At 62.1% G+C, this 11,862-nt stretch carries 11 protein-coding genes and 1 pseudogene; 2 read left to right on the top strand and 10 right to left on the bottom strand.

Going from position 1 to position 11,862, the window contains the following annotated elements; genetic code table 11:
- The first annotated feature begins 21 nt into the window (after positions 1–21).
- On the top strand, positions 22–1,311 hold the full coding sequence (locus CO655_RS22435) for an amidohydrolase family protein (RefSeq protein WP_097666761.1): 1,290 nt from the start codon (positions 22–24) through the stop codon (positions 1,309–1,311).
- 99 nt (positions 1,312–1,410) lie between these two features.
- Here the strand turns inward: CO655_RS22435 and CO655_RS22430 are convergent, their stop codons facing one another.
- Both CO655_RS22430 and CO655_RS22425 read right to left on the bottom strand, forming a co-directional pair.
- Complete coding sequence (locus tag CO655_RS22430) at positions 1,411–2,109, bottom strand: ribonuclease activity regulator RraA (RefSeq protein WP_097607596.1); 699 nt, start codon at positions 2,107–2,109, stop codon at positions 1,411–1,413.
- A 25-nt stretch (positions 2,110–2,134) separates the two neighbouring features.
- Positions 2,135–2,920: pseudogene (locus CO655_RS22425) on the bottom strand (SDR family oxidoreductase).
- A 97-nt stretch (positions 2,921–3,017) separates the two neighbouring features.
- On the opposite strand from CO655_RS22425, the gene CO655_RS22420 reads away from it, so the two are divergent.
- Entirely contained in the window at positions 3,018–3,890 is an 873-nt protein-coding gene (locus CO655_RS22420) for a LysR family transcriptional regulator (RefSeq protein WP_097666706.1), read from the top strand.
- A gap of 4 nt (positions 3,891–3,894) precedes the next feature.
- Here CO655_RS22420 and msrA read toward each other — a convergent pair whose 3' ends face one another.
- The 8 genes from msrA to CO655_RS22380 all read right to left on the bottom strand — a co-directional run bounded on the left by msrA (position 3,895) and on the right by CO655_RS22380 (position 11,752).
- Positions 3,895–4,404: a peptide-methionine (S)-S-oxide reductase MsrA gene (gene msrA / locus CO655_RS22415; protein ID WP_097666704.1), complete on the bottom strand. Its 510-nt coding sequence runs from the start codon at positions 4,402–4,404 to the stop codon at positions 3,895–3,897.
- A 111-nt stretch (positions 4,405–4,515) separates the two neighbouring features.
- Positions 4,516–5,349 (bottom strand): inositol monophosphatase family protein, encoded by an 834-nt coding sequence (locus CO655_RS22410; RefSeq protein WP_097666759.1) that lies wholly within the window; start codon positions 5,347–5,349, stop codon positions 4,516–4,518.
- Positions 5,350–5,461: 112 nt separating this feature from the next.
- The gene (locus CO655_RS22405) at positions 5,462–6,532 is read right to left on the bottom strand and encodes an ABC transporter ATP-binding protein (RefSeq protein WP_097666702.1); all 1,071 of its coding nucleotides are present in this window, start codon (positions 6,530–6,532) and stop codon (positions 5,462–5,464) included.
- Positions 6,529–7,359 (bottom strand): carbohydrate ABC transporter permease, encoded by an 831-nt coding sequence (locus CO655_RS22400; protein ID WP_010031033.1) that lies wholly within the window; start codon positions 7,357–7,359, stop codon positions 6,529–6,531. Before CO655_RS22400 ends, CO655_RS22405 begins: the two co-directional genes overlap by 4 nt.
- A complete protein-coding gene (locus tag CO655_RS22395; RefSeq protein ID WP_003595640.1) occupies positions 7,356–8,258 on the bottom strand; it encodes a sugar ABC transporter permease in 903 nt (300 codons plus the stop codon). The genes CO655_RS22400 and CO655_RS22395 overlap by 4 nt, the downstream gene beginning before the upstream one ends.
- Positions 8,259–8,508: 250 nt before the next feature.
- The gene (locus tag CO655_RS22390) at positions 8,509–9,741 is read right to left on the bottom strand and encodes a sugar ABC transporter substrate-binding protein (protein ID WP_097666700.1); all 1,233 of its coding nucleotides are present in this window, start codon (positions 9,739–9,741) and stop codon (positions 8,509–8,511) included.
- Positions 9,742–9,803: 62 nt separating this feature from the next.
- Complete coding sequence (locus tag CO655_RS22385) at positions 9,804–10,706, bottom strand: sugar phosphate isomerase/epimerase (protein WP_097666698.1); 903 nt, start codon at positions 10,704–10,706, stop codon at positions 9,804–9,806.
- 11 nt (positions 10,707–10,717) lie between these two features.
- Entirely contained in the window at positions 10,718–11,752 is a 1,035-nt protein-coding gene (locus CO655_RS22380) for a Gfo/Idh/MocA family oxidoreductase (protein ID WP_097666696.1), read from the bottom strand.
- Between the last annotated feature and the right edge of the window lie 110 nt (positions 11,753–11,862).

Raw genomic sequence — 11,862 nt, 5'->3', positions numbered from 1 at the left:
GCCTTTTCCAACGAGGTTCCGATGTTCGATCTAATCGTCAGAAACGCAAATCTCCCTGATGGCCGAACCGGCATCGACATCGGCATTGAGGGCGACAGGATCATTGCCGTCGAGCGCAATCTGCAGGCGCAGGCGCCGGAGGAAATCGACGCAACCGGCAGGCTGGTCAGCCCGCCTTTCGTCGATCCGCATTTTCACATGGACGCCACGCTATCGCTCGGCCTGCCGCGGATGAACGTGTCGGGTACGCTGCTCGAAGGTATCGCGCTCTGGGGAGAGCTGCGCCCGATCGTGACGAAGGAGGAATTGGTCGACCGCGCGCTGCGCTATTGCGATCTCGCGGTCACGCAAGGCCTGCTTTTCATCCGCAGCCATGTCGATACGAGTGATCCCAGACTGGTGACCGTCGAGGCGATGATCGAAGTCCGCGAAAGGGTCGCGCCCTATATCGATCTGCAACTGGTCGCCTTTCCCCAGGACGGCTATTACCGCTCGCCGGGCGCGATCGACGCGCTCAACCGGGCGCTCGATATGGGCGTCGATATCGTCGGTGGCATTCCTCACTTCGAACGGACGATGGGCGACGGCACGGCGTCGGTCGAGGCGCTCTGCCGCATCGCCGCCGATCGCGGCCTGCCGGTCGACATGCATTGCGACGAAACCGACGATCCACTCTCGCGCCATATCGAGACGCTGGCTGCGCAAACCATCCGCTTCGGCCTGCAAGGACGTGTCGCCGGCTCGCATCTGACCTCGATGCATTCGATGGACAATTATTATGTTTCCAAGCTCATCCCGCTGATGGCGGAGGCGGAGATCAACGTGATCCCCAATCCGCTGATCAACATCATGCTGCAGGGCCGGCACGACACCTATCCGAAACGCCGCGGCATGACCCGCGTCCGCGAGCTGATGGATGCCGGGCTGAACGTCTCCTTCGGGCACGATTGCGTCATGGATCCGTGGTATTCGATGGGGTCCGGCGACATGCTGGAGGTCGGCCACATGGCGATCCATGTCGCGCAGATGGCCGGCATCGACGACAAGAAAAGGATCTTCGACGCGCTGACCGTCAATTCGGCGAGGACGATGGAGATTGCGGCCTATGGCCTGGAGAAGGGATGCAATGCCGACCTCGTCATCCTTCAGGCAAGCGACACGCTGGAAGCGTTGCGGCTGAAGCCGAACCGGCTGGCGGTGATCCGCCGCGGCAAGGTCATCGCCCGCTCGGCGCCGCGCATCGGCGAGCTTTTCCTGGAGGGGCGCCCGACGCGGATCGACGGCGGTCGGGATTACACGCCGCGTCATTGAGATGCGACGGGTTTCCGGCTTCCCGGAGCAGTTTCAATTTGAGCCAAAATAAAAGGGGTCGCGACGCAGCGACCCTTTCAATTCGCTCCGGCCTGAAAATTATTTCTTCGAAGCCTCATAGAGCGCCCTGGTGTCGGCGTTCATCGGATAGAGGCCGGGCAGCGGCACGCCTTCATCGATCCTGCTCATGATCCAGGCTTCCATGCGCTCCTGTTCCGGCGCTTCATCGAGCACGGTGTCGAGCAGATCGGCCGGGATCAACACCGCGCCGTCCTGGTCGACGACGATGATGTCATCGGGGAAGACCGCGACGCCGCCGCAACCGATCGGCTGCTGCCAGGCGACGAATGTGAGGCCGGCGACCGAAGGGGGAGCTGCGACGCCGCGGCACCAGACCGGCAGGTGGCTGTCGAGCACGCCGGCGAGGTCGCGCACGACGCCGTCGGTGACGAGGGCCGCGACACCGCGCTTCTGCATGCGGGCGCAGAGGATATCGCCGAAAATGCCGGCGTCGGTGACACCCATCGCATCGACGACCGCAACGCAACCTTCAGGCATCGCCTCGATTGCGGCACGTGTCGAGATCGGCGAGGCCCAGGAGGCGGGTGTTGCCAGATCTTCACGGGCTGGAACGAAACGCAGGGTGAAGGCCGGGCCGACGATGCGCGGCTGGCCGGGCTTCAACGGAACGGCGCCGCGAATCCAGACGTTCCGCAGTCCCTTCTTCAGAAGAACGGTCGTCAGGGTCGCCGTCGAGACGGTCTTGAGGGTTGCTATCGCTTGAGCGTCGAGGGTCATGGTATCGTTTCCAATCGGGGTTCGTTCAGATGCTCTGGATCATGCCGCCGTCGACGCGGATCACCGATCCGGTGAGATAGGAAGCAGGTTCGCTCGCCAGGAAGGCGACGACATTGCCGTATTCTTCCGGCCGACCATAACGGCCGAGCGGAATGCCGCCGGTGCTCTCAGTGATGACGTCATCAATGGATCGGTTTTCGCGCTTGGCCTTCTGCTCATCGAGGAAGGTGATGCGGCCGGTGGCAATGCGGCCCGGCAGGACGATGTTGACGGTGATGCCGTCGCGGCCGACCTCGCGCGCCAAGGTTTTCGACCATCCCACCAGCGACAGGCGCAGCGCGTTCGAGATGCCGAGATTGGGGATCGGCGCGACCACGCCCGACGAAGTCGAGGTGACGATGCGCCCCCATTTGCGCGCCCGCATCCCGGGCAGGACACGATCGGCTATCGAGATGACGGAGAGCACCATGCTCTGGAAATACCGGTTTCAGATATCAGCGCCCTGGCCGGAGACCGTGGTCGGCGGCGGGCCGCCGGTATTGTTGATGAGGATATCGACCGGTCCGAAGTCACGTTCGATTGCGGCGACCTGCGCGTCGATCGAGGCGAGATCGGCAAGGTCCCATTGCAACGCCAACGCCTTGCCGCCTTCGGATTCGATTGCGGCTGCGGTCTTTTGCGCGGCGGCGAGATCGATATCCGCAGCGGTAATTCTGGCGCCTTCGCGCGCAAGCCTGGCGGCGATCGCGCTGCCCAATCCGCCGCCGGCGCCAAGCACAAGAGCCGTCTTGTCCGTGAGGCCCAAATCCATATCGCTCGTCTCCTCATATGGTCGAGCCATCTTTCGGAGCATCGGACTGTAAATAAAATATCGCTTTTGCTTTATTCAGGAGATAGAAAAACTATCGATGGACACGCGTTTTCTCGAAACATTCATTGTCGTTGCCGAACGGCACTCGCTGGCGCAGGCGGCCCAGCGGCTGAACCTGACGCCGGCCGCCGTCGCCCAGCGCATCCGTGCGTTGGAGACCGAATTGGGGGTGCGGCTGCTGGTGCGCTCCGGCCGCGTCATGCGGCCGACCGAGGCGGGTTTTGCCATTCTCGAACGCTGCAGGGACCTGGTGCGCGATACACGCGACCTGAAAGCGATGGCCGGTACCGCGACGATCTCGGGCGAGATGCGGCTCGGCGCGATCAACACGGCTCTGACGGGTCTTGTCCCCGACATTCTCCACCGCCTTGCCCAGGATTTTCCGCTGATCGAGATCTTCATCCGGCCGGGGGCTTCGATGGATCTCTATACCGAGGTTCTGAACGGCGCGTTGGATGCGGCCTTCATCATCGAACCGCGATTTCCGATGCAGAAGACGCTGACCTTCAATACGCTGCGCCAGGAACCGCTCGTGCTGATCGGGCCGCGAGGCTTCGAGCGGGCCGATCCGCTCGAGCTGCTGAGGACCCAACCCTTCATCCGCTACGATCGCAACCAATGGGGCGGCCATATCGCCGACGAATATCTGCGCGAGATCGGCATTCGCCCCATCGAGCGTTATGAACTCGACGCGCTCGAGGCGATCGCGGTGATGGTCAATCGCGGTCTCGGGATCTCGATCGTGCCGGATTGGGCGCCGCCGTGGCCGGCCGGGCTCGATATCGTCAAGCTGCCCCTGCCGCGTGCGTCGGCAATGCGCACGGTCGGCATTGTCGCGCCGCGTTCGTCGCCGCGGGCAAACCTCATCGCCGCACTTCTGCAAACCAGCCGCGCGGCGATGGAGGCCTGATGGCTCAGGCGATCTTCTGACGGACCGGTAGCTTCCAGCCGGGCCGGACGAAGTGGCAGGTATAGCCGTTCGGGATGCGCTCCAGATAATCCTGGTGCTCGGGCTCGGCCTCCCAGAAATCGCTCACCGGCACGACTTCGGTGACGACCTTGCCGGGCCACAGGCCGGATGCGTCGACATCGGCGATCGTATCCTTGGCGACACGCTCCTGCTCGGGGCTGGTATAGAAGATCGCCGAGCGATAGCTCGTGCCGACGTCGTTGCCCTGGCGGTTGCGCGTGCTCGGGTCATGGATCTGGAAGAAGAATTCGAGGATGTCGCGATAGCTGATCTTGGCCGGATCGAAGATGATCTCGATGGCTTCGGCATGGGTCCCGTGGTTGCGGTAGGTCGCATTCGGCACCTCGCCGCCGGTATAGCCGACGCGGGTCGAAATCACACCGTTCAATCGGCGGACCAGGTCCTGCATGCCCCAGAAGCAGCCGCCGGCGAGCACTGCACGTTCTTCGGTCATTGGATGTCTCCTTGTTTGCCCAGAAATAGTGTCTCGCGTCGCCGATTTCCATACGGCGCAATGAGACGCGGCCTCGCTATCGTCCCCAAGGGAAGATGATGCTGAGGTCAATCAGGCTTTGATACGGAAGCCTTCCTTGAGCCAGGGATGCAGCGCCTTGCTGGCGGCGAGGATATCGCCCCGCCCGCTGACTTCGGCGCCGGAAAAACGGGTGACGATGCCGCCCGCCTCTTCGACCATCAGCGCCGAGGCACCGAAGTCATGGATCGAAAGCCCGTCCTCGAAAAAACCGTCCAGCCGGCCGCAGGCGACATAGGCGATCGACAGTGCCGCCGAGCCGAGGCGGCGCACGCCGGCCGTATTGGCCATCAGACGCTTGATGGCGTCGAAATAGGTTTCCTCGGCGACCGCCTTGACCTGGCCGGGGATCGGCAGGCCGGCGCCGATAAGCACGTTCTCGATGTCGGCGACATCGGCGCAGCGGATAGGCTCACCGTTGAGATAGGCGCCGCCGCCGGCCTCGGCGCTGAACAATTCGTCCTGCATGGCGTCATAAACGACGCCGGCGACCAGCCTGCCGCCTTCGGCGATGGCGATCGTCATGCCGAAATGCGGAACACCCCAGGCGTAATTGGTGGTGCCGTCGATCGGGTCGATGTAGATGATCGGCGTGTCCGGCCCGCCCGTGCGGTTGCCGACGGCCTCTTCGCCCTGGATGGCATAATCCGGAAAGGCCTTCGTCATTTCCTCGACGATGATCCGCTCGACGGCGACATCGATTTCGGTCTGGTAATCGCGTGGCGCCTTGGCCAGGATTTCTGCCGATGTCCGCCGCCGCAGCGAGGCTCGGGCCGTTTCTCCCGCCTTCAGGACCGTTTCGGCAAGCACGACGAGGCGGGGCGACGCGGTCGGCGAAAGACGCGCTGATATCGGGAAGGATGCCATGAGAAGATCCGGATGCTGCAGATGAAACGCAAGTGACTCATGCGAAAGCACTCCCTTCGCAGAGGCCGATGATGGTTTTATGAAGCTGACTGTCGCCCCTGTCCACCGGTTGTTATATCAGGCGGTCCGTCGATGCATCGAAGAGATGGATCTGAGCCGGGTCGACCGAAAGGCCGATCATGTCTCCTGTTTTCACCCTGTCACGGCGCGTCTCGACGATCGTCAGTTCCGGCTCGGTCGCCGCGACTATGAAGGTCGAGGAGCCGGTCGATTCGACGAAGGCAATCGGCACGTCGAAACTACCCTGCCCGAGAGCGACAACCTCGATATGTTCAGGCCGGACACCTGCGATGAGTTTGCGTCCGGGCTCGATGGCGCGGTTGATGGCAAGTCTCTGCTTCACGGCGCCGAAATCCAGGATCAGGCTCTTGCCGTCTTCCGCGACGATCGCCGGAATGAAATTCATCGCAGGAGAACCGATGAAGCCGGCAACGAACCGGTTTGCCGGCCGGTCGTAGAGATCGAGCGGTGCGCCCTGCTGTTCGATGATGCCGTCGCGCATCACCACCACATGGTCGGCCATCGTCATCGCTTCGACCTGATCGTGGGTGACATAGACGAAGGTTGCGTTCAGCCGGTCGTGCAGCGATCGGATTTCCTTGCGCATATGGACACGCAGCGCCGCATCGAGGTTGGACAGCGGCTCGTCGAACAGGAAGGCTTTGGGATGGCGGATGATGGCGCGGCTCATGGCGACGCGCTGGCGCTGGCCGCCGGAAAGTTCGCGCGGATAACGCTTGAGGAGATGCGAAAGACCGGTTGTCGCCGCCACCTCCTCTGCCGCCTTCTTGGCTTCCGCCTTGGCGATGCCGCGAATGCGCAGGCTGTAGGTCAGGTTTTCCTCGACCGTCATATGCGGATAGAGTGCATAAGACTGGAACACCATGGCGACGTCGCGCTTGCGCGGCGGCACGCCGTTCATCAGCTCGCCGGCGATCCGGAGGTCGCCGGTCGAAATGCTTTCAAGACCGGCAAGCGAGCGCAGCAATGTGGACTTGCCGCAGCCCGAAGGGCCGACGAGCGCGACGAAAGTACCCTTGGCGATCGACAGGTCGATGTTCTTCAGGGCGTGGAAGGCGCCGTAATATTTGTTGACGCCTCTGAGCTCGATCTGTGTGGTCATTTGAGGGCTCCAGAGGTGAGGCCGGATACGATGCGGCGCTGCAAGAGAACGAAGATGGCAAGGATCGGCGTCACATACATCGTCGCGTAGGCCATGATGTTGTTCCACTCGTTGGTGTTCGGCCCCATGAAGGAGTTGAGACCGACGCTTGCCGGCTGAAGGTCGACCGCCTGGATCATCGACTTCGAATAGACGAATTCGCCGAAGGCCTGCATGAAGATCAGGATGGCGCTGACGAGGATGCCGTTGCGGGCGAGCGGCAGCACGATGTTGAAGAAGGCGCCGACGCGCGAATTGCCGTCGACGAGGGCCGCCTCTTCCAGTTCCTGGGGAACGCTCATGAAGGTGGCGCGCACCAGGATGACGAAGAAGGGCATGCTCTTGGCCGCGACCGCGATGATGACGGCAAGCCTGGGATAAGAGAGCATGCCGATCTGCGAGAATCCGACGAAGATCGGCGTGATCATCAGCGAGGCTGGCAGGACCTGCAGCATCAGGATCAGGAACAGGCCGATATCCACCCAGACGTTGCGGTATCTGGCGAGCACATAGGCGCAGCCGACGCCGAGCAGCGTGATCAGCGCTACCGAGCCCAGCGCGATGACCAGCGAATTCCAGAGATAGCGGCCCATGCCGCGGCTTTCCCAGACATAGGTGTAGGTGCTCCATTGGGGTGCTGCTGGCCAGAAACTCGGCGGCGTGGCGAACATCTCCGAGCCGCTTTTCAGCGCGGTGATGTACATCCAGTAGAGCGGGAAGAGATAGATCGCCGCCATGACGATCGATATTGCCAGCATCAGCCGGTCGCGGTTCGTGGTCGTGCTCATCCGCGCACCTCATGACGTGTGGAGCGGACATAGACGACGGAGGCGAACATGACGAAGACGATCATGATGACGGAGATCGTCGCCCCCTTGGCGAAGTCATATTGGCGGAAGGAGAGGTCCCAGGCCCAGTACTGCGTGACATTGGACGAATTGTTCGGCCCGCCCGAGGTGATCGCGGCGAAAAGGTCGAACTGCTGCAGGGTGAAGATCAGCCCGAGCGCGATGATCGCGCCGATCGTCGAGCGCATCATCGGCAGCGTGATCGTCCAGAAGCGCTGCCAGACATTGGCGCCGTCGAGTTCGGCCGCTTCGTAGAGATCGGCGGGAATGCCGGCGAGGCCGACGGACAGCAGGATCATGTTGAAGGAGGTGCCGAGCCAGATATTGGCGATGATGACGGCATAGAGCGAATAATGCGGATCGGAGCGCCAGAAGATGTTGCCGGAGATGATGCCGCTTTCCCTGAGGATGAAGTTCAGCACGCCGAAATCGCCGGACAGAATCCAGTTCCAGATGGCGCCGACGACGAGGCCGGGCATCACCCAGGAGACGAGGAACAGACCGCGCATCCATGAGGCGCCGGGGAAATTGACCCAGAAGAACAGCGCCAGGCCGAAGCCGATCAGGAACTGGCCGGCGATGGAGCCGGTGACGAAGATGACGGTGTTATAGAGGATCGGCAGGGTTTCCGGCTGCGCGAAGAGGTCGGTATAATTCTTGAAGCCGACGAAAGGACGCGAGAAGGTTCCGAGGCTGAACATGTCGACCTCCTGGAAACTCATCACCACATTGTAGATGAGCGGCAGCCCCGCCATCAGGAACAGAAAGCCGAGCGGGAAAGCGACGAGCACGATATCGAAACCGCGGCCATCCCTGACGCTCATCAGGATCCTTTTCATGCGTCCTCCGATGCTCCGATCGGGGCCGCCTGGCGCATGATGCGGAAGACGGCCCCTGCCGGGAGGAAATGGTTGAGTTTCCCCTTCTCCCCCGCGGGGAGAAGGTGCCCGATAGGGCGGATGAGGGGGCGGCGAACTCGGCGTTTGCTGTTCTTCACTTGCGTTCAGAACGTTCGTCGCTTGTGCTCCTCACCCCCCTCATCTGCCCTTCGGGCATCTTCTCCCCGCCGGGGAGAAGAGGGAGCAAGCTTCACCCAAGTACAGCCTTGATCTTGTCCGCGGCCTGGTCGAGCGCGTCCTTCGGGCTCATCTGGCCGGTCAGTGCCGCCTGGATGGCGTCCTGGATCGCCTTGGAGATCTTCGGCCATTGCGGATGGGGGCCGCGCGGCTTGGCGTATTTCAGCTGTTCGAGGAAGACCTTGAGGGCGGCGTCCTTCAGCGGCTGGCCGCTTTCGGGGATGGAGATGTCGGAGCGGGCCGGAAGCTGGCCGAAATTCTTGAACATCTTGTCGTCCTGCGAGGCGAAATATTCGAGCGCCTTGAAGGCTTCGGCCGGATGTTTGCTGCTGGCGAAGATCGCCCAGTTGAAGTCGCCCATGGCCGACGACCGTTCAGCCCCTTCCTTGGGAACCGGAAGCAGGGTGACGCCCCAGTCGAATTTCGCTTCCTGCGTCATGCGGTCGAGTTCCCAGGGACCGGAGATCGCCATGGCCGCGTTGCCGGAGTTGAACGTGCCGGTCGAATCCCACTGGCCGCGCGTCAGCGTGTCGGGCGAAGCAAGCTTCTCGTCCATGATCGTCTTCCAGATCCCGAGCGCCTTCACCGCGCCGTCGGCATTGATATGCTCGTAGCTGCCGCCGCCCATCTGGGCCCAGGGGAGGAACTGGAAGGTGCCCTCCTCATTGGCCTTGGCCGAGAAAGCGAGACCGTAGATGTTCTTGGCGGGGTCGGTCAGCTTGCGCGCATCCTCGACCAGCTCGTCCCAGGTCTGCGGCGGCTTCGCCGGATCGAGGCCCTTCGCCTTGAACATGTCCTTGTTGTAGTAGAGCGCGATCGTGTTCGTCGCCTTCGGCACGCCGTAATATTTGCCGTCCCATTCGACCGATTTCAGTGGGCCGGGGAAATAATTGTCCGGCTTGATGACGGTCGACTTGGCGATCATGTCGGTAAGATCGAGGAAGGCGCCGCGCGACGAGAACATCGCATGCTCCGGATTGTCGACGGCGATGATGTCGGGCGCCTGGCCGGTGGCATAGGCGCGCATCGCCTCGGTGACGACGTCGTCGAACTGGATCAGCCGGTATTCGATCTTGATGCCGTTGTTCTGGGCGTTGAACTCCTTGACGAGGTTCGGCGCCGGCTGGGTGTCCTTATCAAGCGACCAGAGTGTCAGCGTGACGTCCTCGGCCTTGGCCGAAAGGCCGAACAGCGAAACGCCTGCAAGCGCCAGAGCGCCGAGAATTGCATATTTGCGGATAGCCATGGTTCTCCTCCTTTGTGGTTATCCCCGTTGCCGGCAATTCCTCCTTGCCGGCAACGATGTCATCAGGCCGGATCGACGACGAATTCGCCGCCCCGGGCATGCTTGAGGTGGTTCAGTGCATAGACCTGGCCGGTCATTTCCAGTTCGTCGCGGTAGACCGGGTCGTGCCAGCCTTCGATGTCGATCGAGCCGGACCAGCCGGCAAGCCGCAACTCGGAAATGATGTCGGTCCAGTTGCTGTCGCCGAAGCCCGGCGTGCGCATGAAGACGAATTTCTCCTTGCCGAAGATGCCGTGTTCCTTGATGACCTCCCAGCGGATGGTCGCGTCCTTGCCATGGATGTGGAAGATTTTATGCGCCCATTTGCGGATCTGCGGCATGGGGTCGATCAGATAGACCATCTGATGGCATGGTTCCCATTCCAGCCCGATATGGTCGTCCGGCGTCTCGTTGAAGATCAGCTCCCAGGCATCCGGATTATGGGCGATGTTCCAGTCGCCGCTTTCCCAGTTGCCGTCCATGGCGCAATTCTCGAAGGCGATCCTGATGCCCTTGTCGGCGGCACGCTTGGCGAGTTCGCTCCAGATCTGCTTGTAGCGCGGCAGGCTGTCGGTCAGCGGCTTGCCGCGGATGCGGCCGGTGAAACCGGCAACGCAGGTCGCACCGAAATGATGGGCATTGTCGATGCAGTCTTTCCAGCCCTGCAGGGTCTCGAGGTCGATTGCGCTCTCTTCCAGCGGATTGCCGAACATGCCGAGCGTCGAGATGGTGATGTCGCGATCACCGATCGCGTCGAGGCAGCGTTTGCCGAGCTCGGCGAGGTCCTGGCCCTTGGTCGTCTGCCAGAAGAAGGGCTCGAAGCTCTCGAAGCCGAGATCGGCAATCTGGCCGATGCGCTGGGCGGCATCGCCCTTGTTGCCGCTGACCATGGTGCCGATGCGAATGGATTTTGCAGGGTTGCTCACGTCACGTCTTCCTATGCTGAAATTTCGATGCGCCGGCCGGTCTTGGCGCTTTCGATGGCGCCGAAGACCATGGCGAGGCTTCTGATATTGTCGGAATTGACCGTTTCGGGCTGCTTGCCGCTGCGGATCGCCGCAATGAAATCGGCGATGATGCTGGCGTGGCCATGGGTTTCGGCATCGTGTTCCGGACCGGGAACGTTTACGGAGGCAGCTCCGCGCAGAAGGCCGGGCTCCTCGCCGGCAACAGTCGCCTTGAAACTCTCCTCGCCATCCCAGGTCAGCATCCCCTTCGAGCCGACGAGACGCCACTGGCTTTCCCAGCTGGTACGTTCGCCCTCGGCACACCAGGAGCCGCGATAGGTGAAGACGATGTCGTCGGAAAATTCGAAGATGGCATTGGCCGAGGCGCCGTGCCGGTACCACGAGCCCGCAGGATTGCGCTCGACGCAATAGACGGCGAGCGGCTTCCTGTCGGCGACGTAACGCGCGGCATCGAAGGTGTGGATCGCCATGTCGAGAAGCAGCACATTGTCCATCTCCTCGCGGAAACCGCCGAAATGCGGCGCAAGGAAGAAGTCGCAATGAATGGCGGTGAGATCGCCGATCGCGCCACTGTCGACGAAACGGCGCAGGCGCCGGATGCCGGAGATGAAGCGGCGGTTCTGGATGACGGCATGGAGGCGGCCGGTTTCGGCGGCAAGATCGATCAGCGCGGCGCCCTCGGCGAGCGAGGCGGCCATCGGCTTTTCGCTGAGCACATGGCAGCCGGCCTTGAGTGCCGTCGACACGACATCGTAACGGGCGGCCGGAATGACGATGTCGAAGACCAGGTCGGCCTTCGTCGCCGCGATGACGTCGGAGAGATCCGAACCGATGACGGCGCTGTCGAGGCCGAACTCGGCGGCGAGCTGTTCCGCCGTCTCGCGGTTGAGGTCGACGAGGCCGACGATGGTGATGGAGTCGGCGAGATCGGGGTTGGACGCGATGGCGCGCAACCAACCTTTGGACATAGCTCCGCACCCGCACAGAATGGCACTGAATTTCACGATTTCCTCCAGGGAATGGCGCCAACTCTCCTCGTGACACGCACTCCGTAAACGTTTACGACTGTAGGCGAAAACATTTTGCGGTGTCAATAGAGGCCAACTGCGAAATT

Origin of the sequence: Rhizobium sp. M1 (assembly GCF_002531805.1) — a bacterium.
GTDB lineage: Bacteria > Pseudomonadota > Alphaproteobacteria > Rhizobiales > Rhizobiaceae > Rhizobium > Rhizobium etli_C.
This window is presented reverse-complemented; position numbering and strand designations above follow the sequence as displayed.